This window comes from Mesorhizobium sp. USDA 3734 (assembly GCF_056279665.1).
In genome coordinates this window covers 7,126,076-7,145,717 of sequence record NZ_JBWCCW010000001.1, presented here as the reverse complement: position 1 = coordinate 7,145,717, position 19,642 = coordinate 7,126,076, and the positions used below count along the sequence as shown (strand labels likewise).

At 63.4% G+C, this 19,642-nt stretch carries 16 protein-coding genes, 1 tRNA gene and 2 pseudogenes; 4 read left to right on the top strand and 15 right to left on the bottom strand.

The features are described from left to right. Nucleotides 1–72 precede the first annotated feature (72 nt). A complete protein-coding gene (locus tag ACZ89F_RS34250; protein WP_476096648.1) occupies nt 73–753 on the bottom strand; it encodes a 50S ribosomal protein L21 in 681 nt (226 codons plus the stop codon). 405 nt (nt 754–1,158) lie between these two features. Between ACZ89F_RS34250 and ACZ89F_RS34245 the strand changes: the two genes are divergently transcribed. Next, nucleotides 1,159–1,248: transfer RNA gene (locus tag ACZ89F_RS34245), tRNA-Ser, on the top strand. Between the two features lie 12 nt (nt 1,249–1,260). On the opposite strand, the gene ACZ89F_RS34240 is transcribed toward ACZ89F_RS34245, so the two are convergent. The 4 genes from ACZ89F_RS34240 to recQ form a co-directional block, all read right to left on the bottom strand. Then, complete coding sequence (locus ACZ89F_RS34240) at nt 1,261–2,568, bottom strand: NAD(P)/FAD-dependent oxidoreductase (RefSeq protein ID WP_476096647.1); 1,308 nt, start codon at nt 2,566–2,568, stop codon at nt 1,261–1,263. Then, complete coding sequence (locus ACZ89F_RS34235) at nt 2,565–3,284, bottom strand: methyltransferase domain-containing protein (protein WP_476096646.1); 720 nt, start codon at nt 3,282–3,284, stop codon at nt 2,565–2,567. Before ACZ89F_RS34235 ends, ACZ89F_RS34240 begins: the two co-directional genes overlap by 4 nt. Beyond that, nucleotides 3,281–4,348 carry a type III polyketide synthase gene (locus tag ACZ89F_RS34230; RefSeq protein WP_476096645.1) on the bottom strand — a complete coding sequence of 356 codons (1,068 nt, stop codon included), beginning with the start codon at nt 4,346–4,348 and terminating at the stop codon, nt 3,281–3,283. Before ACZ89F_RS34230 ends, ACZ89F_RS34235 begins: the two co-directional genes overlap by 4 nt. 296 nt (nt 4,349–4,644) lie before the next feature. After that, a complete protein-coding gene (recQ, locus tag ACZ89F_RS34225) occupies nt 4,645–6,483 on the bottom strand; it encodes a DNA helicase RecQ (protein ID WP_476096644.1) in 1,839 nt (612 codons plus the stop codon). A gap of 219 nt (nt 6,484–6,702) precedes the next feature. Between recQ and ACZ89F_RS34220 the strand changes: the two are divergent. Then, a pseudogene (locus ACZ89F_RS34220) lies at nt 6,703–8,125 on the top strand (coniferyl aldehyde dehydrogenase). 170 nt (nt 8,126–8,295) lie between these two features. Here ACZ89F_RS34220 and ACZ89F_RS34215 read toward each other — a convergent pair. Together ACZ89F_RS34215 and ACZ89F_RS34210 are read right to left on the bottom strand one after the other, a co-directional pair. Next, nucleotides 8,296–8,457: pseudogene (locus ACZ89F_RS34215) on the bottom strand (cupin domain-containing protein); the annotation flags it as partial. Beyond that, on the bottom strand, nt 8,436–9,497 hold the full coding sequence (locus tag ACZ89F_RS34210; RefSeq protein WP_476096643.1) for an AraC family transcriptional regulator: 1,062 nt from the start codon (nt 9,495–9,497) through the stop codon (nt 8,436–8,438). The pseudogene ACZ89F_RS34215 and the gene ACZ89F_RS34210, both read right to left, overlap by 22 nt. Nucleotides 9,498–9,640: 143 nt before the next feature. On the opposite strand from ACZ89F_RS34210, the gene ACZ89F_RS34205 reads away from it, so the two are divergent. Then, nucleotides 9,641–10,093 (top strand): cupin domain-containing protein, encoded by a 453-nt coding sequence (locus ACZ89F_RS34205; RefSeq protein ID WP_476096642.1) that lies wholly within the window; start codon nt 9,641–9,643, stop codon nt 10,091–10,093. A 206-nt stretch (nt 10,094–10,299) separates the two neighbouring features. On the opposite strand, the gene ACZ89F_RS34200 is transcribed toward ACZ89F_RS34205, so the two are convergent. Together ACZ89F_RS34200 and uxaC are read right to left on the bottom strand one after the other, a co-directional pair. Further along, nucleotides 10,300–10,635 carry a cupin domain-containing protein gene (locus ACZ89F_RS34200; RefSeq protein WP_476096641.1) on the bottom strand — a complete coding sequence of 112 codons (336 nt, stop codon included), beginning with the start codon at nt 10,633–10,635 and terminating at the stop codon, nt 10,300–10,302. Nucleotides 10,636–10,687: 52 nt separating this feature from the next. Then, a complete protein-coding gene (gene uxaC, locus ACZ89F_RS34195) occupies nt 10,688–12,097 on the bottom strand; it encodes a glucuronate isomerase (RefSeq protein ID WP_476096640.1) in 1,410 nt (469 codons plus the stop codon). 168 nt (nt 12,098–12,265) lie between these two features. Between uxaC and ACZ89F_RS34190 the strand changes: the two genes are divergently transcribed. Further along, complete coding sequence (locus ACZ89F_RS34190) at nt 12,266–13,759, top strand: mannitol dehydrogenase family protein (RefSeq protein WP_476096639.1); 1,494 nt, start codon at nt 12,266–12,268, stop codon at nt 13,757–13,759. A gap of 60 nt (nt 13,760–13,819) precedes the next feature. Here ACZ89F_RS34190 and ACZ89F_RS34185 read toward each other — a convergent pair whose 3' ends face one another. The 6 genes from ACZ89F_RS34185 to ACZ89F_RS34160 all read right to left on the bottom strand — a co-directional run bounded on the left by ACZ89F_RS34185 (nt 13,820) and on the right by ACZ89F_RS34160 (nt 19,639). Continuing rightward, the gene (locus tag ACZ89F_RS34185) at nt 13,820–14,227 is read right to left on the bottom strand and encodes a F0F1 ATP synthase subunit epsilon (RefSeq protein WP_476096638.1); all 408 of its coding nucleotides are present in this window, start codon (nt 14,225–14,227) and stop codon (nt 13,820–13,822) included. A gap of 101 nt (nt 14,228–14,328) precedes the next feature. After that, on the bottom strand, nt 14,329–15,921 hold the full coding sequence (gene atpD / locus ACZ89F_RS34180) for a F0F1 ATP synthase subunit beta (protein ID WP_476096637.1): 1,593 nt from the start codon (nt 15,919–15,921) through the stop codon (nt 14,329–14,331). A 70-nt stretch (nt 15,922–15,991) separates the two neighbouring features. After that, complete coding sequence (locus tag ACZ89F_RS34175) at nt 15,992–16,876, bottom strand: F0F1 ATP synthase subunit gamma (RefSeq protein WP_476096636.1); 885 nt, start codon at nt 16,874–16,876, stop codon at nt 15,992–15,994. A 31-nt stretch (nt 16,877–16,907) separates the two neighbouring features. After that, nucleotides 16,908–18,437, bottom strand: coding sequence for a F0F1 ATP synthase subunit alpha (atpA, locus tag ACZ89F_RS34170; RefSeq protein WP_023811756.1), 1,530 nt, complete (start codon nt 18,435–18,437; stop codon nt 16,908–16,910). Continuing rightward, complete coding sequence (locus tag ACZ89F_RS34165; RefSeq protein ID WP_056586145.1) at nt 18,437–18,997, bottom strand: F0F1 ATP synthase subunit delta; 561 nt, start codon at nt 18,995–18,997, stop codon at nt 18,437–18,439. The genes atpA and ACZ89F_RS34165 overlap by 1 nt, the downstream gene beginning before the upstream one ends. A gap of 246 nt (nt 18,998–19,243) precedes the next feature. Next, nucleotides 19,244–19,639: an AGROH133_08824 family phage infection protein gene (locus ACZ89F_RS34160; RefSeq protein WP_109664413.1), complete on the bottom strand. Its 396-nt coding sequence runs from the start codon at nt 19,637–19,639 to the stop codon at nt 19,244–19,246. Nucleotides 19,640–19,642: the final 3 nt, after the last annotated feature.

Sequence of the window (19,642 nt, the reverse complement as noted above, 5' to 3'; positions counted from 1 at the left end):
CGCCTAAAAGGCCTTATGAACGCGTTCGCGTTCCGTTTCAAGTCCGATCCGGCGAGCTGATCGCCAGAAAAATCACTTCGCCGCCAATTCCTTGGCCTGCTCGCGCCAGTCCTTGATCTGGTCGGCGCTGAAGGGCATGTGCTCGTCGATCTTGGCGACATCCTTGTCGGTCAGCTTGGCGAGCTGGGCGAAGGTGATGATGCCCTGCTCGTTGAGATCCTTGGCTGCGACCGGGCCGATGCCCTTGATCACGGTCAGATCGTCCGGTTCACCCTTCGGCGCCTTGAACAGCGGTGCTGCCGCGGTCTCGGCTGCCTTTGTCTCGGCTGCCTTGGCCTTGGGCTCCTTCTTCGGCGCGGCTTCCGCCTGCACCTCGGAGGCGGCCTCGGCCTTCACCTTCTTCGGTGCCTTGACCGCTGCCGTCTTCGTCGGCTTGGCGCCACCCAGCAGGATCTCGGAGATCCGCACGGTGGTCAAAAGCTGGCGATGGCCGATCTTGCGGCGCGAATTCTGCCGGCGGCGCTTCTTGAAGGCGATGACGGTGCGGTTCTTGCCCTGCTCGACGACTTCGGCGGTGACCACCGCGCCGTCGACGAACGGCGCGCCGAACGTGACATCCTCGCCCTCGCCATGCGCGAGAACATGGCCGATCTCGACCATATCGCCGACATTGGCTTCGACTTTTTCGATCTTCAGGAGATCGTTGGCGGCAACGCGATACTGCTTGCCACCCGTTTTAATGACTGCGAACATTTTTTGCCTTTCGCTGTTCGGTCGGCCTTGATGAACCGCCTCTGGCGGTTCAGCCGTCTTTTTGTCAGTCTGCGGGTTCAAAAAACAAGCGGCGCGGAAGAACCCTCCACGCCGATTGCGCGCTGTCCCTAACCGAAGGTTGGGTACGAGTCAAGGCAAACAGCCGCGCCGGGACTGTTGTTATTGGCGGGCGAGCACTGGCCGTGTCGACGGCACCGCACCGCGCTGCCGTCGTGGAGGCAAGGATGCGTGGCAGGCCGGCAATCCGCCTCGGTCTCCCCGCACCAGACTCGCTATGAATCCGCCGCTTGCAGAGCAAGCCAAATAACTCACGGATTGGCCTTGTAACCTGCCCGTTCAGCCGTTATCTAGTGCGCCGCGCCGGCAACGGCCGACCATGACCGCGGAGAGGTGGCAGAGTGGTCGAATGCACCGCACTCGAAATGCGGCATGGGTGCAAGCCCATCGGGGGTTCGAATCCCTCCCTCTCCGCCAGAAATCATTGATTTAATTTGATATCTTGTCTTTCTGCGAGCGAAGACGAGCGCCGTATTCTGTAAGACCGCTGATCGGCCTCGTCTTGCCGCTGATATGCGCGCCCAGTGTCAGTGTTTGCGGGAAAATCCGAACAGCCGCCCCCATAAGTGCCGCGCCGCCGGGCCCGATGGCCATCCGGGCGATGGCCGCAGCTGCGTAGACCCGCGTCGAAAACAGTTTTCGCCAGGCGGCTTGATAACGTCTGCCGGCAGCTTCACGCCCCGCTCGGCCGCTTGGCGCGCCCGCAAGTTCCGTGGCCAGCAGCCAACCGGACTGAAGCGCCATCGAGATGCCTTCGGCGATAATCGGATGAGACTCCCCGGCGGCATTGCCGACGCGGAAGATATCACTTTCATAGCAGGCGCGAATGCCAGGCTGGATCGGGCCGGCCGCAAGCCACGGACCGTCGCGGCTGGCTCCATCCAGAGCGTCGCTCACGCCCCGGCAAGAAGCCATGAGATGGCGAAACACAGCGTCGGCAGCCGACACTTGGCCATCCTGTTTAGGGCCATCCTGTTTGGGGCCATGCCGCCTGGAGCTATGGTTCCCTCGCAGCCGCGCGAGCATGTCGCGACGTATGCAGCATGAGATCGACAGCCGGCCATGATCGGCCAGGACCATGCCGCCATACCCGCCAGGAAACGCAAGCAGCGGCATCAGATCGGGCGCGAGCGACGACCCGGTGAAATGCGCCTTGAAACCGAGCAGGCCCCACGGGCGGCTGGTCTTTTCGAGCTGGCTTGGCAGCGGTCCCGGTTCCCAGGAACCGTGCGCGGCGACGATCACCGGCGCACGCAAGGTCGTCTCATCGGCGGAATTGTCCTCCCTCGCCTGGATGTGCACGCTTTGCATGTCTCCATCCCGGTCGATGGCGACCGCCCGGCAAGGCTGGAAGATCTCGGCGCCCGCCGACCGCGCCGCCTGCAAGAGCAGAGTGTCGAGAACGTCACGGCCCAGCGCCCGGCCGAAGCCGTCTTTTGCGGGAGGCCCATATTTTGCACCCGGCATCGGCGCCTCGACGCAGGTCTCGCCGGAAAAGAAGCCGACGCGGCGGATTTCGGGACCGGCATTTGCGCGCCAGGCATCGCCGATCTCCAGATGGTCGAGCAGCGCGATGTTGCTGGCCGAGACATATTCTCCGCAGACTTTGCGGCGCGGGAATGCAGTCTTTTCTACAATCGCCACGGCCCATCCACGCCGGGCCATCGTCAGCGCGGCGGAGGAGCCGGCCGGGCCGGCGCCTATGATGACCGCATCGTGGGTCGACAATAGCCTCATGGGTCACGACCGCCGTCGGCGCTGGCGCCGACGAAGATGTGGGAAAAGAGACCGGCGCGCCGCTCCTCGAGCGGCCTGCCATTCGCCGTAAGCCAGAGAGCGGAAAGCTCGCTGCCGCGAAAGCCGGCGCGCACGCTCTGGGCCGCATCATGTCGGGTAACGTCGTTGGCGCCGATCACCGGCAGAAGTCGGGTCGCGGCCAGCGCCGGGATCGCCCTCAGCGGTTCGGTCGCCAGGAGCAACGGGGCTTTCGGCGCCAGCAACGAAAACAGATGCACCAGTTGGGCGTCGTGGAAATGGTGCAGGAACAGATTGACGGTGATTGCATCGAAGTGCTTGCCCTCGGCCCTTTCCGCCCAATCGAAGACATCGCAGGTGATGGTCTCGATCTGCCATCCCAGCCTACCGAAATCGGCGGACAGCGCAGCGGTGACAAGGCCGGTGCGATCGAGCAGCGTCAGCTCGACCTGAGGCCAATGCCTGGCGACGCGCCGCGCCACGGCGCGCATGAAGGTGCCGTCGCCGGCTCCGATCTCCAGAATGCGGCGTGGCGGCTTCGGCACGAATTTTCGCAGCAATGATGCCATGATCCGCGCCTGGAACATCAGCGTGTTGATGTGGCGGAGGTCTCGGCGCGAAGCGAGCGCGCGCGGATCGTCGGCCGCAAGCCCGTCAAGGATTTCCGGGACGAGGCTGCGGTGGCTGAGCGCCTTCATGACACGGTTCGGAAAAGCATGGTTTCGGCCGTCAATCCGGGTCCGAACGACATACCGCAACCGAGCAGACCCGCTGGCGCCTTCAGCATCTTTTCCAGCACGAACATGACGGTGGCCGACGACATGTTGCCGTATCGGCGCAGCACCTCGCGCGACGGCGCCAGTGCAGCGGGCGCAAGGTTCAGCGCCCTTTCGACGGCGTCGAGAATCGAACGTCCGCCGGGGTGTACGGCCCAGAGATCGATCGCTTCGGTTGGCCGGTCGCGGAGGATAGCGCCCAGGTTGCTCCGCAAGGTCTCATGAACCGCCGCCGGTACCTGACCGGAGAGAACCATGTTAAAGCCGTGGTCGCCAATGTCCCAGCTCATCAGGTCGCGCCGCTCGTCCGCGACAGCGCAGTGGAAGCTCTCAAGCTCGATGCCGGGCGGCTCGGCGGTGACAAGTGCGGCAGCGCACCCATCGCCCCAGAGGCAGAAAGACAGCAGCTTTTCCAGCTCGGTGGTTTCCCTGAGATGCAAGGTGCAGAGTTCGATGTTGACAACCAGGACCCTCGCCTTCGGGTCGGATCGAACGATGTGGCGGGCAAGCTTGAGCGCATTGATCGCCGCGTAGCAGCCCATGAACCCGATCATCGTGCGTTCGACCCTGTCCGACAGGCCGCAGCGCCGAACCAGGTCCAGATCGATACCAGGCGCGGAAAACCCTGTGCAGGTGGCAACGATAAGATGGGTGATGCGTGTCGCTTCGTCGCCAAGCCGCAATCCGTCGACGCCTTTTTGTGCCAGCGCAGGGGCGGCTTCGCAAAACATCGCCATTCTCACGGCCGTTCCGGGAAACGCGCCGCGGATGAAGCTTCCCCGAAAATCGACGGACTGCCCCTCAGGGTCTAGAGCGGGTGCAAAACAGGAATAGCGGCTCTCGATGTCGGCAAGGCCGGCCATGCGTTCGAAAATCCTCCGGCGGCTGGCAGCGAGCATGGAAGCCGCGAACCGCAGATAGAATTGATGAACCTCATGTTCCGGAACCGCTGTCGCGATCCGATTGATATAGGCGTTCCCGGGCATTTCCGGTCTCCCTGGGCGTCATGCGCGGCTTCGCGCCGCTGCCGGAGCAGGAGGAGTTTTTGCTCACTGACGCCCGGTGTTGGACGCCAGGTCTTGCGCTGCCTGTTCCATGAACGTTTCCGCAAACAGGTTTCGTCCCGGCCTATCTGTGGCGGCGCGAACGCGCCATCATCCGGGAAATGGTGGCAGCTCAGTCCGTGCACACGCACGATCTCGTCGTTTCGCTGCCCAGCTTCATTCGCAACGCCCTCGACTTTGCGGGGCATAAAGACCTCTGACCAGTCTCTGGCCTGACTTCAGGCCGAGCCATCGGATTGATGCACGGCAATCGCGCTCAGAAAGACCTGGCCAAACTCCTTCAGCTTCGCCGCACCGACGCCGTTCACTTCGGCGAAGGCATCGAGATCGCGCGGGCGGCGCTCGGCCATGTCGATCAGCGTGCGATCGGAGAACACCACATAGGCTGGCACCTGGCGCTCCTTGGCCAGCCGCAGGCGCAAGGCCTTGAGCGCGGCCAGCAGCCCGGTGTCCACATCCGCCTGCCCGAGATCCTGCCCCGAACGCGTCTTGCCGCGCAAGGCGCGGCTGCGCACCTCGACACGATAATGGAACGGCATCTCGGCACGGCCAAGCGCATGGCCCTTTTCGGCGATGGCGAGGCCGCCATGGCCGGCCGGATCCGGCATCAGAAATCCGCCCGCAACGAGTTGTCGGATCAGCGACAGCCAAAAGTCCTTCTTGTGCGCCAGCCCACTGCCGAAGCTGGCGAGCCTCTGGTGGTTCCTGGCCAGCACCTTCTCGGTTTCATGGCCGAGCAGAATGTCGATGACATGGCCGGCGCCGAACCGTTCGCCGCTCTGCGCGATGGCCGCCAGGATGATGCGAGCCTCCACCCCACCATCGGCACGTGGCGCCTGGTCGAGGCAGGTGTCGCAATTGCCGCAAGGCTGCGCTTCCTCGCCGAAATAGCCAAGCAGCACCTGGCGGCGGCATTGCGCCGTCTCGCAATAGCCGATCAGCGTGTCGAGCCGGCCATGCGAGCGCCTCTTGTGCTCGGCCGGTGCGTCCTCGTCATCGATGAACATCCGCCGCATGCGGATATCGCCAAGGCCGAACAGCATATGCGCCTCGGCGTCCCGCCCATCGCGGCCCGCGCGCCCGATCTCCTGGTAGTAGGCCTCCAGGCTGCCCGGCATGTCGGTGTGGAAGACGTAGGCGACGTCAGGTTTGTCGATGCCCATGCCGAAGGCGATGGTCGCCACCATGACAACACCGGAGAGCGTCATGAAAGCGTTTTGATTCGCATCACGCGCGTCTTTGCTCATGCCGGCATGATAGGCGAGCGCGGTGACGCCGTTCTTCTCGAGGAACGCCGCCGTCTCCTCCGTCTTCTTGCGCGACAGGCAGTAGACGATGCCGCTGCGGCCGGGATGACGCTCGACGAAGCGCAGCAATTGCCGCTTGCTGTCCTGCTTGGCCTCGATGGCAAGCTTGATGTTCGGCCGGTCGAAGCCAAGCACCAGGGTCTCGACGCGCTCGGCGAACAGCCGGGCTTCGATGTCGGTGCGCGTGCTCTCGTCCGCCGTCGCCGTCAGCGCGATGATCGGCACGTTGGGGAAGATGCCGCGCAGCCGCGACAGGTCCTCATATTCGCGCCGGAACGCCGGGCCCCATTGGGAAATGCAATGCGCCTCGTCGACGGCAACCAGGCTGATATCGAGCCTGGCCAGCGCGTCGAGCATCCGCTCGGTCATCAGCCGCTCCGGCGCGAGGTAAAGCAGGCGCGTCTGGCCCGAAGCAACGCGCCGCCAGGCGGCGATATTGGCCTCGCGGTCGATCGAGGAATTGATCGTATCTGCGGCCACGCCGGCAAGGCGCAAGGCGGCGACCTGATCCTGCATCAGCGCCACCAGCGGCGAAACGACAATGGTGAGCCCGCCCAGGACCAGCGCCGGCACCTGGTAGCAAAGCGATTTGCCCGCACCCGTCGGCATGACGGCCAGCACATGACGCCCGGCCAGCAGCGCATCCATGACATCGGCCTGGCCGGGGCGAAAATCATCGAAGCCGAACACGTCCTTCAGGACGCGCCGCTTGGGATCCTCGGCCCGAACGCTCGCTGCCGGGGCCGGCATCAGGCAGGCACCGGGCTGGAATTTCGTGGATTGGAGAGGATGTGGAAACCGGTCAAGACGACTCTCTGCATGGGCACCTTGGCTTAGCGCAGCTGTCATCGCACCACAACAGGAACAGGTCGCCCGCAGCCCGCGCCTTCCCCAGGGACACCCGAACCCCCGCTGGATTTCTCCAAGCACCACGATGTAGGCTCGGCCCGGCAAGCCAGGGAGGGCGCGATGCTGCAGACCAGACAGGATATTCTCGGCGAGCGGTTCCAATTGCAGCGCGCCGCCTTCGAGACGCAGCCCTTTCCGGACCTGGGCGTCCGAAAAGACCGGCTGAAGCGCCTGCTGGCGCTGACCGAGCGCCACGAGGCCGACATCTGCGCGGCGATCGACGCCGACTTTGGCGGCCGTTCGGCGCATGAGACGCGCCTTGCGGAACTGTTTGTCGTGCGCGCCGGCATCCGCCACGCACTGTCCCATCTCAGGGGCTGGATGCGCGAGCGTCGCGTCGCCACCACCATGCCGTTCCTGCCAGGCCGAAATCGCCTCGTCCCGCAGCCGCTCGGTGTCGTCGGCATCGTGTCGCCCTGGAATTATCCTTTCCAGCTCGCTGTCGCGCCGGTCACGGCGGCACTCGCCGCCGGCAATCGCGTGCTCATAAAACCTTCCGAACTGACGCCGGCGTTTTCGGCGCTGCTGGCCAAACTCGTTGCGGAGCATTTCGCACCGGATGAGTTGAGCGTCATCACCGGCGATGCGGAGATGGGAAAGGCATTCGTGTCGATGCCTTTCGATCATTTGCTTTTTACCGGTTCGACTGCGGTTGGCCGCCAGGTCGCGATCGCGGCAGCCGCCAACCTGACCCCTGTCACGCTCGAGCTCGGTGGCAAGTCGCCGGCAATCTTCGATCCGTCATGCGACCTCGATGCGGCGGTAGCCAGCATTGCCTATGGCAAGCTGTTGAATGCCGGGCAGACCTGCATCGCACCGGATTATCTGCTGGTGCCGAAGGGACAGGCTGGCACGGTCGCCGCCAAGCTCGCAACGGCGATCGCGCAGCTCTACCCGACCCTGCGCGACAATCGCGATTATACCGCCATCATCAGCGACCGGCACCACCAGCGCCTGCGCGACATGATCACCGAGGCGCGCGACGCCGGCGCCGATGTCACCGAAATCAACCCTGCCGGCGAGGAATTTGGCGCCACAAGCCGGAAAATGCTGCCGACCCTGGTCCGCAATGCCGGCGCCAACCTGCGGCTGATGCGCGAGGAGATCTTCGGGCCGGTACTGCCGATCGTCGAATATGCCGGGATCGACGAGGCGATCGACCATGTGAACGGGGCGGACCGGCCGCTGGCGCTCTACTGGTTCGGCCGCGACAGCGGCAACCGTCAACGCATCCTGCGCGAGACGGTCGCCGGCGGCGTCACCATCAACGATTGCATGCTGCATCTGGTGCAGGAGAACCAGGCCTTCGGCGGCGTTGGCGCCAGCGGCATGGGCGCCTATCACGGCGAATGGGGCTTTCGCACCTTCAGCAAGGAGAAGCCGGTTTTCCAGCAGTCCCCGGCTGAGCGCGGGAGCCATGTTGCGCCCGCCCTACGGCAAGACGTTCGAGCGGCTTTTCAGCCTGCTCCGGCATATCACCTGAACCAAGCGCGGCCACCCAGCCATCACGGCGCGTTAAGCCTATGTTCACCATCATGCGGCAGGTTTCGCATCCTGCGGTCATGTCTTGAGTACCGCGGCGCCACAAGCGCCCAGGCAACAACCCGCGCCTCTTTGGGGCGCGGGTCTTCCCTGCTCGATCTCCACCCTTGGCTAGGCGAGGAAATCGGCCCGGTGCGGCGTAAAGCTGTCGACCAGCCGCCCCGCTTCGAGCGCCTTGACGCCGTGCACCAGACCGGAAGGGACGATGAAGCTGCCGCCCGTCTCGAGGATTTCCGTCCGGCCGTCGATGGTCACCTCGAAGCGGCCTGGGGCGAAGCAGACCCTATGGCAAAACCCGCAAGGGAGCCGGTCCGTTCTCGCCATTTTCCCGGCGTGATCCCGGTGACACGTTTGAAGGCGCGACTGAATGCGGCCTCGGATTGATAGCCCACGCCGGCAGCGATACTTGCGAGATTTTCGTGGCCGAAACGCAGACGCTCCCCAGCGAGTTGGATCCTCCAACTCGTCACGTATTCGATTGGCGGGCGACCGAGCAGCGCGTTGAAGCGCTCTGCAACGATCGTGCGCGATGAGCCAACCTTGTCGGCAATCTGGGCGACGGTCCAGTGGCGCGCTGGATCGGCGTGGAGAAGCTGCAGAGTCCTTGCGACAATCGGATCGTTTAGCGCCGCGAACCAACCCTTTGAGCCGGGTTGAAGCCGGGCGACATGGCGCCTCAGCAATTCGACGAACAAAAGCTCCATGAGTCTTCCGAGCATCGCTTGTGAACCCGGCGCCGCAGCCTCGACGTGCAAATCGATTTCCTGCACAATTGAGGCGATCAGGGCGCCAACCCTGTCCACCGACATCTTCTCGACGATGAGCGCCGGAAGCGTGCGAAACACCGGCGCGAACAGGAATTCCGAAGACTCAAGGAAGCCGCAGACCATACGCAGTTCGTCACCGCCGCCGCCATAATTGACAGTCCACATCCCTTCGATCCGACCGGGCTGAACGATGTCTTCGGCTGCGGCCATCACCAGCGGCTCACCCTTCCAAAACCTGTGATGGCTGGCGAATGGCAGGAACAACAGATCGCCAGCAGTGACTTCTCGCCGCTCGCCATTTCCTGCCTCGAAAGTGCAGTTGCCAGCTACGATGAAATGAAAAATGCTGATGTGGCGCAGATACGCCATGGGGCTGACCGGGTCGTAGTATTTCGGGGCCACAACGCCGAACGGCGCACTAAAGCAGGCATTCAAAAAAACGGAGCCGGTCAGCCTTACGGCTTTCAGCATTTCCGACAGCAGGTCAGGCCCGACCGGAGGCCCGTGGTCCGGCGTCTCTGCATGTAAATCCGATGCTGCAATCATTGCTGAACCTAAAGTCTGGCGTCTACACCTCCAGAACGCTGCAGCTCGACAGATTAATCCCGCATCACCCGATGCCCGATCTTATCAGCCCTCGAGCTTTGGTAAAGACACGACCTTTCTGCGAACCAAATGGAGACACCAGGATGTTGAAACTTGTCTGCACACTTGCACTTCTGCTTGTTGGAACAGCGCCCCTATTTGCCCACGACGCGCCGATAAATGCCGACCAAATCAAGTGGGGTCCCGCTCCTGCTGTCCTTCCAGCCGGCGCACAGATCGCGGTTCTTGCAGGCGATCCTTCAAAGGACGGCATCTATGTGCTGCGGCTGAAGATGCCAGCAGGCTACAAAATTCCAGCGCACAACCACCCCACTTCGGAATATGTGACCGTGATTTCCGGCAACTTTCATATCGGAATGGGCGACAAACTCGACGAGGCGAAGGGGATCGAACTGACGGCTGGCGGCTTCGGCGTTGCCCCGACTGGAATGAATCACTTCGCGTGGACGACAAGCGATACGATTGTCCAGGTTCACGGCGAGGGACCTTTCGCGATTACCTACGTCAACCCGGCAGACGACCCAACCAAAAAGTAGCAATTCACTGATCGCAAGATGTCCCAAGAGACGTCGATATAAGTGACGAATCACTGCGCATCCTGCGGTGATGGTCAGAGTACTGCGGCGCCAAAGGGCTTAGGCAACAGGCCCGCGCCACTTCGCAGACAAGGGTTTTTTCGTTTGCGAGGTGTGCTGGAACAAGGCAGCGCGGGCTTCTTCTGGCGTGCATTGATCCCGCTCGCTCAGCCGAGGAAATCGGCCCGGTGCGGCGTAAAGCTGTCGACCAGCCGCCCTGCTTCCAGCGCCTTGACGCCATGCACCAGACCGGACGGGACGATGAAGCTGCCGCCCGTCTCGAGGATTTCCGTCCGGCCGTCGATGGTCACCTCGAAGCGGCCCTCGGCAACGTAGCTTGCCTGGACATGCGGGTGCGAATGCAGGGCACCGACGCCACCCTTGTCGAAGCCGAATTCGACCAGCATCAACTCATCGGTGTGCAGGAGAACGCGCCGCCTGTTGCCATCCGGCGTCGCCGTCCAGGCGCCCTCGCCGGCATGCGCGAAAATCTTTGCGGTCATCGTCATCTCCTCATCGCAATTGTCTGGCCAATGTCGATCGCGCCGGCACGCTTCAGAGCCGATAGGCCTTCTTGGCGAGTGTATAGGCAAGCTCCCGCGCCAGCTCATGCGCCTCGTCTTCGCGCAGCCGGTGCTCGGCAACGAGACGCGCCAGGAAGGCGCAGTCGACGCGACGCGCCACATCGTGGCGCGCCGGTATCGAGGGGAAGGCTCTCGTGTCGTCATTGAAGCCGACCGTGTTGTAGAAGCCGGCCGTTTCCGTCGTCATTTCGCGGAACCGGCGCATGCCTTCCGGGCTGTCGTGGAACCACCAGGCCGGCCCGAGTTTGAGCGCCGGATAGACGCCGGCGAGCGGCGCCAGTTCGCGCGCATAACTGGTCTCGTCGAGCGTGAACAGGATGACGGTCAGGTCGCGCTCCAGCCCGACGCAGTCCAGCAGCGGCTTCAGCGCCGTCACATAGTCCGTTCTGGTCGGAATATCGAAACCTTTGTCACGGCCGAATTTCTCGAAGACGGCGCGTGAGTGATTGCGCTGGGAACCGGGATGGATTTGCAGGACCAGACCGTCATCGAGGCTCATCTTGGCCATCTCGGTCAGCATCTGGGCGCGAAACAGTTTTCGTTCGCGCTCATCGTCGGAACCACGGCGGACGCGATTGAACAGCTCTTCGGCTGCGGCATCCGAAAGATTGGCGGTCTCGGCTGTCGGATGGCCATGGTCGGACGATGTCGCGCCGAAGCTTTTGAAGAAGGCGCGCCGCTGGCGATGCGCATCGAGATAGCCACCCCAACTGCCGGTGTCGCAGCCGGTGATCTCGCCGAGCCGGTCGAGATTGGTTGAAAACCCTTCGAAATCGGGATCGACGACCGCGTCCGGGCGGTAGGCGGTGACAACGCGGCCCTGCCAGCCGCTGTCGCGGATCATCTGGTGCCATCTGAGATCGTCGAGCGCGCCTTCCGTCGTCGCGATGACCTCGATGTTGAAGCGCTCGAACAGCGCGCGCGGACGGAAATTCTCCCACTGCAGCAGCGTCGCGATGGTATCGTAGTGGCCATCGGCCGTCCTGGCACTCAATGGCTCTTCGATACCGAACAGATGGGCGAGAACATGATCGAACCACAGCCGGGTCGGCGTGCCGCGGAACAGAAAGTAATTCTCGGCAAAACGCCGCCAGATCGTCCGGCCGTCGGTCTCCACCGGTGCGCCGTCCAGTGTCGCCACGCCGAGATCCTCGAGCCGGACACCCTGGCTGAACAGCATGCGGAAAATATAGTGATCCGGCACGATGAGCAGTTGCGCCGGATCCGGGAACGGCTCGTTCAGCGCATACCAGCGCGGATCGGTGTGACCATGCGGGCTGACAAGGGGCAGATCCTTGACGCCGGCATAGAGGTCGCGGGCAAGTGAGCGCAACTGCGCTTCAGGCGGAAACAGCAGGTCCGGATCGATCAGCGCGACCATGGGAAAGGCGGCTCCTTCCAGGTTGAACATCGGTACGTTCGGGCAAAAGCGATGTCAACGTGGGCTCACAAACAGGCATCCTTGCGGCGGATCGGAACAGATGTTAGGCCGCTTGTCGTCCGCCGAGCCGGGACATCTTCGCCCAAAGCCCTCAGCCCCTGTGATGTGATGACCAGCAACCATTTGTCCGACACCACGTTACGACAGCTGCCAGGAGGGGTCGCAATCCCCGGATATGATCGCGGCAAGGTTGTCCCAGGCATCGTGCATCTCGGTGTCGGCGCCTTCCATCGCGCGCATCAGGCAGCCTATGTCGACGATTGCCTGGCGGCTGGCGAGACAGGCTGGGGCATAACAGGCGTTTCGCTGCGCAGCGCCGACACGCGCGACGCGCTCACGCCGCAGGACGGGCTCTACACGCTGGCGATCAGGAGCAGCGGCGAGGAGAAGCTTCGCGTCATCGGCTCGATCGGCGCGATGCTGGTGGCGCCGGAAGACCCCGGCGCGGTGCTGGCCGCGCTGGCCGATCCGCGCACCCGCATCGTCACGCTGACCATCACGGAAAAAGCCTATCTGAGGGCAGCGGGCGGCGGACTGGACACCGCTCATCCCGATATCCTCCATGATCTGGCAAATGGGGACGTGCCGAAGACGGCGCATGGTTTTCTGATCGAAGCGCTTGCCCAGCGACGCGCCGCCGGCACACCGCCCTTCACCGTGCTGTGCTGCGACAATCTTCCCGCCAACGGCGCGACGCTGCACCGGCTGCTGATCGAATTTGCCGAATTGCGCGACGTCAAGTTTGGCGTGAAGGGCGACGCCGGAATCGCCGACCACATCGCCCATCAAGTCGCCTTTCCCTCAAGCATGGTCGACCGCATCGTGCCGGCAACCACCGATGCCGACCGGGCGCGGATCGCGGAAGAACTCGGCGTCGAGGACGCCTGGCCGGTCATGACCGAGCCGTTCTGCCAATGGGTGGTCGAAGACAATTTCCCAGGCGGCCGTCCGGCCTTGGAACAGTTCGGCGTCACCATGGTCGACGACGTCAGGCCGTTCGAGGACATGAAGCTCAGGCTGCTCAACGGCTCGCATTCGGCCATCGCCTATCTCGGCCTGCTCAGCGGTCACGCCACCGTCGACCGCGCCTTCGCCGATCCGGCGATAAGAGCCTTTGTCGATGCGCTCTGGGCCGAAGCCATCCCGACGCTGCCGGACGACGCCGGGCTCGATACAAGCGCCTATACCGCCGAGCTGGCCGAGCGCTTCTCAAACACCGCACTTGCCCACCGCACGGCGCAGATCGCCAATGACGGCAGCCAGAAACTGCCGCAGCGCATTGTCGCCTCCGCCATTGAGCGCATCGAAGCCGGCGCACTGCCCGAGCACTTGACGCTGGTTGTGGCGGCCTGGATCGCGGCCTGCGAGGCACGCGGCAAGACCTTGCCGGAGAGCCATTTCACCGATCCGCTTGACTCAGCACTGGCCGCACTCGGCACCCGGCACCTGTCGGCCGCCGAAACCGTCGCGTCGGTTTTTGATCTGGCTGGCTTCGCCAAGAGGGAGCCGGGGCGCGAAAGGCTGATGGATTTCACGACCGCCCATCTTGAACAGCTGCGCCGGGGCGGACCGGCTGCTGCCTTCGCTGCCTTGGGTCTCTAACAGACAAACAAAAAAGCGAGGCAAGGCCCCGCTTTTTCATCAAAACATCTGAAGCAGACTTCAGGCCGGTAGGATCGCGCCTTCCAGCGTCGTGAGCTGGCTAAGGAACTGTTCCGCCTTGCTGCGGGCCTGGTCGTCCTTGGCGTCTGCTGCATCTTCCCTAGCTTCCTGGATGCGGCGCGCGAGATCGGCGCGATCGACATCCTTCACCGCGACAGCCGATTCCGCCAGCAGCGTGCAGCCGGCCGGAACGATGTCGGCGAAGCCGCCGAACACCACATAGCGCTCTTCGCCGCCCGCCACGGTCTTCACCGTGACGACACCCGGCTTGATCGTGGTCATGACCGGAGCGTGATGCGCCATCACGGTCATCTCGCCTTCGGCGCCCGGAATGACGACGGATTCGACCTGCTCGGAAACAAGCAGGCGCTCCGGCGAGACCAGTTCGAACTTGAAAGCTTCAGCCATGATCAATTTAGCGAATGGCGAATAGCGAATAGCGAACGTTAGAAGAAGAATTCGCCGGCCCATATTCCCTATTCGCTACTCCCTATTCGCTATTCGCTTGATTACGCCGCTTCAGCCGCCAGGCGCTGTGCCTTCTCGACCGCTTCCTCGATGCCGCCGACCATGTAGAAGGCAGCTTCCGGAAGGTGATCGTAGTCGCCGTTGCAGAGGCCCTTGAAGCCCTTGATGGTGTCGGCGAGGTCGACCAGCTTGCCCGGGGCGCCGGTGAACACTTCGGCGACGAAGAACGGCTGCGACAGGAAGCGCTCGATCTTGCGGGCGCGGGCGACCGTCTGCTTGTCCTCTTCCGACAACTCGTCCATGCCCAGGATGGCAATGATGTCCTGCAGCGACTTGTAGCGCTGGAGGATCGACTGCACCTGGCGCGCGACACCGTAGTGCTCGTCGCCGACGACCAGCGGGTCGAGCATGCGCGAGGTCGAATCCAGCGGATCGACGGCCGGATAGATGCCCTTTTCGGCGATGGCGCGGTTGAGCGTCGTCGTCGCGTCAAGGTGGGCGAACGAGGTCGCCGGCGCCGGATCGGTCAAGTCGTCGGCCGGCACGTAGATGGCCTGCACGGACGTGATCGAGCCCTTGGTGGTGGTGGTGATGCGTTCCTGCAAGGCGCCCATGTCGGTGGCGAGCGTCGGCTGATAGCCCACGGCCGACGGGATACGGCCGAGCAGAGCCGACACTTCCGAACCCGCCTGCGTGAAGCGGAAGATGTTGTCGACGAAGAACAGCACGTCCTGGCCCTGGTCGCGGAAATATTCGGCGACCGTCAGGCCGGTCAGGCCGACGCGGGCACGCGCGCCCGGCGGCTCGTTCATCTGGCCATAGACGAGTGCCGCCTTGGAGCCTTCACCGCCGCCCTTCTTGTTGACGCCGGATTCGATGAACTCGTGATAGAGATCATTGCCTTCGCGGGTGCGCTCGCCGACGCCGGCGAACACCGAATAGCCGCCATGCGCCTTGGCGATGTTGTTGATCAGTTCCTGGATCAGCACGGTCTTGCCGACGCCGGCGCCGCCGAACAGGCCGATCTTGCCGCCCTTGGCGTAAGGAGCCAGCAGGTCGAGCACCTTGATGCCGGTGATCAGGATCTGTGCTTCCGTCGACTGCTCGACATAGGTCGGAGCCGGCTGATGGATGGAGCGCATTTCGGTCGCGTCGACCGGGCCTTCTTCGTCGACCGGCTCGCCGATGACGTTGATGATGCGGCCGAGCATGCCCGGGCCGACCGGCACGGTGATCGGCGCGCCGGTGTCACGCACTTCCTGGCCGCGAACCAGACCTTCGGTCGAGTCCATGGCGATGCAGCGCACGGTGTTTTCACCCAGATGCTGGGCAACTTCGAGCACCAGGCGATTGCCGACATTGGTGGTCTCGAGCGCGTTCAGGATCGCCGGCAGGTGATCGCCGAACTGCACGTCGACGACGGCGCCGATGACCTGGCGAACCTTGCCGACAACGCCGGTTGCCTTGGTGGCGACAACCGATGTCTTGGCTGCCGCGGCCTTGGCGGGCGCTGCCGCCGTCTTTGCCGGAGCCGCCTTCGCTACTGGAGCCTTGGCCGCCGCCTTCGCGGGGGCTGCGGTCTTCGCGGCTGCTGCCTTGGGGGCCGCCTTCTGGGGGGTCGCTGCTTTCGCCATCGTCTTTACCCTTTTTCGTCCTTTGTTTCTCACGCGGTCCGGTCGCGGGTCGATAACCCGCGAACCGCGCCTAGAGCGCCTCGGCGCCCGAAATGATTTCGATCAGTTCCTTGGTGATCTGCGCCTGCCGCTGGCGGTTGTAGGTGATCGACAACTTGTTGATCATCTCGCCGGCGTTGCGCGTCGCATTGTCCATGGCGCTCATCTTGGCGCCCATTTCGCCGGCCGCGTTTTCGAGCAGCGCCCGGAAAACCTGCACGGAGATGTTGCGCGGAATGAGATCGGAGAGGATTTCGCCCGGCTCCGGTTCGTATTCATAGACGGCATTGCCGCCATCGATCGCCTCGGCCGGAGCCGAAGCCAGGCCGGCCGGAATGATCTGCTGCGCAGTCGGGATCTGGCTGATCACCGACTTGAACTGTGAATAGAACACCGTGCAGATGTCGAAGCCGCCCTCGTTGAAGAGGTGGATGACCTTCTTGGCGATCGCGTCGGCATTGACGAAACGCAGCGTCTTGACCTCGCGCAGATCGACGCGGTCGATGATCATCGAGGCATAGTCCCGGCGCAGGATGTCGAAACCCTTCTTGCCGACGCAGATGATCTTGACCTGCTTGCCGTCCGCCAAAAGCTTGCGGATATGGTCGCGGGCAAGGCGGGCGATCTGCGAATTGAAGCCGCCGCACAGGCCGCGCTCGGCGGTGCAGACGACGAGCAGATGCACGTCATCCTTGCCGGTGCCGGTCATCAGCGCCGGGGCATCGCCGCCGCCGCCGATTGCCTGGGTGATGTTGGCCAGCACGGAACCCATGCGCTCCGAATAGGGGCGCGCCGCCTCCGCAGCCTCTTGCGCACGGCGCAGCTTCGCCGCGGCGACCATCTGCATCGCCTTGGTGATCTTCTGCGTCGCCTTGACCGAGGCGATACGGTTACGAAGGTCTTTTAATGAAGGCATGCTTCAAACCTGATCCCGTCTTGCAATTCGCTCAGGCGAAGGTCTTGGCGAAAGCGTCGATCTCGGCCTTCAGCTTGGCGCGCAGATCGTCCGACAGCGCCTTTTCCTTGCGGATGGCGTCGAGAACGTCCTTGCCGGCCGAACGCATGTGGCTGAGCAGGCCATGCTCGAACTTGCCGACCTGGTTGACCGGCAGCTTGTCGAGATAGCCATTGACGCCGGCGAAGATCACCGCGACCTGCTCTTCCGTCTTCAGCGGCGAGAACTGCGGCTGCTTCAGGAGTTCGGTCAGGCGCGATCCGCGGTTGAGCAGGCGCTGCGTGGCGGCGTCGAGGTCCGAGCCGAACTGCGCGAAGGCCGCCATTTCGCGGTACTGCGCGAGCTCACCCTTGATCGAGCCGGCAACCTGCTTCATCGCCTTGATCTGCGCGGCCGAGCCGACGCGGCTGACCGACAGGCCGACGTTCACCGCGGGACGGATGCCCTGGAAGAACAGGTTGGTTTCGAGGAAGATCTGGCCGTCGGTGATCGAGATCACGTTGGTCGGGATGTAGGCCGACACGTCGTTGGCCTGCGTCTCGATGATCGGCAGGGCGGTCAGCGAACCACCGCCCAGATCGTCGTTGAGCTTGGCGGCGCGCTCAAGCAGGCGCGAGTGCAGGTAGAAGACGTCGCCCGGATAGGCTTCGCGGCCCGGCGGGCGGCGCAGCAGCAGCGACATCTGGCGATAGGCGACGGCCTGCTTCGACAGATCGTCATAGCTGATCAGCGCGTGCATGCCATTGTCGCGGAAATATTCACCCATGGTGGCACCGGCGAACGGCGCCAGGAACTGCATCGGCGCCGGATCGGAAGCGGTGGCGGCGACGATGATCGAGTATTCGAGAGCGCCGCGCTCTTCCAGCACCTTGACGAACTGCGCCACGGTCGAGCGCTTCTGGCCGACGGCGACGTAGACGCAGTAGAGCTTTTCCTTTTCGGGGCCGTTGTCGTGCACCGACTTCTGGTTGAGCATCGTATCGAGGATGATGGCGGTCTTGCCGGTCTGGCGATCGCCGATGACCAGCTCGCGCTGGCCGCGGCCGACCGGGATCAGCGCATCGATGGCCTTGAGGCCGGTCGACATCGGCTCGTTCACCGACTTGCGCGGAATGATGCCGGGCGCCTTGACGTCGACGCGCTTGCGCTCGACTGCCTTGATCGGACCCTTGCCGTCGATCGGATTGCCAAGCGCGTCGACGACACGGCCGAGCAGACCGGGGCCGACGGGGACGTCGACGATGGCGCCGGTACGCTTGACGATGTCGCCTTCCTTGATGTCGCGGTCAGCGCCGAAGATGACGACGCCGACATTGTCGGCTTCAAGGTTGAGCGCCATGCCGCGGATGCCGCCGGGGAATTCGACCATTTCGCCGGCCTGGACATTGTCGAGGCCGTAGACACGGGCGATACCGTCACCGACGGACAGCACCTGTCCGACTTCGGAGACCTCGGCCTCCTTGCCGAAATTCTTGATCTGGTCTTTCAGAATTGCGGAAATTTCCGCGGCGCGGATGTCCATCAGCCGACCTCTTTCAGTGCAAGCTTGAGCGAATTGAGTTTGGTTTTGAGCGACGTATCGATCTGGCGCGAGCCCATCTTGACCACCAGCCCGCCGAGCAGCGACGGATCGACGGTGACGGAGATGGCCACGTCCTTGCCGGCAACGCTCTTCAGCGCCGCCTTGAGTTCGGTCTGCTGGGCAGCGGTCAGCTCGTGCGCCGACGTCACTTCAGCAGCGGTCTCGCCACGATGTTCGGCGGCGATCTGGCGGAATGCCCTGATCATGCCGGGAATGGCAAACAGACGGCGGTTGCGGGCGACGACGCGCAGGAAATTGCCGGTGAGGCCGGCGATCCCGGCCTTGTCGGCGATCGCCGCGATGGCCTTTGCCTGGTCCTCGCTGGAGAACACCGGGCTGTTGATCAGCCGGGTGAGATCAGCGCTGCCCGCGAGCATGGCTTCGAAACTGTTGAGGTCGGCTTCGACCTTGGCCACGGAATTTGCCTGCAGGGCGAGTTCGAACAGCGAACCCGCATAGCGTTCTGCGACACCTGAGATTGGCGATGACGATTGAGCCACGGACCGTCTTTTCTCTTGTCTGACAGGCCGCAGATTGTTGGCGCGAGCAAAAACTCTGGCTAAATCTTTGACCTTACTGCATTTTTTCGAGCACGGAGGCGCGGCTTCCGCTATCCCCGGCCGAAAGTCGATTGCCGTCTAGCACAGGCATTTTAAGACCGCAATGCGTCGTTCCGCATGGTTTTCAGGCACTATTGTCGCATCCGGCGAAAGTCACCCGTCTTGCATCGCGGAATACCCAACGATTCAAGGCAGAAAGCCGAAGGCAAAGGCGAGCGGCAATGCCGCCAGCACCAATTCCACCACAATGGAAACCCAATTGAAAGGCGTGTTGGCGCCATCCGACATCATCGATAGCAGCCGGCCGAAGGCGGTGAACAGCCAGGAGAAGCCGAGCGCCATGTAGATCAGCGGCTGCGCAAGCAGGATGCAGCACAGGCCAACGCCGAGATAGAAGCCCGACATCCTGCCGCGCCCCTCGGCGATCGCCGCAGCCTTTTCGGGCTTGACCTGCAAGCGCAGGGCACGGAAGGCGAGGCTCGGTGCCAGAAAAAACAAAAGCCCGAGCAGCACGGTGACGACGGCGCTCGACCAGGCCAGCCATTCGCCCTGGCTCGTCGGCCACGGAAGCGCAAAATCCATCTT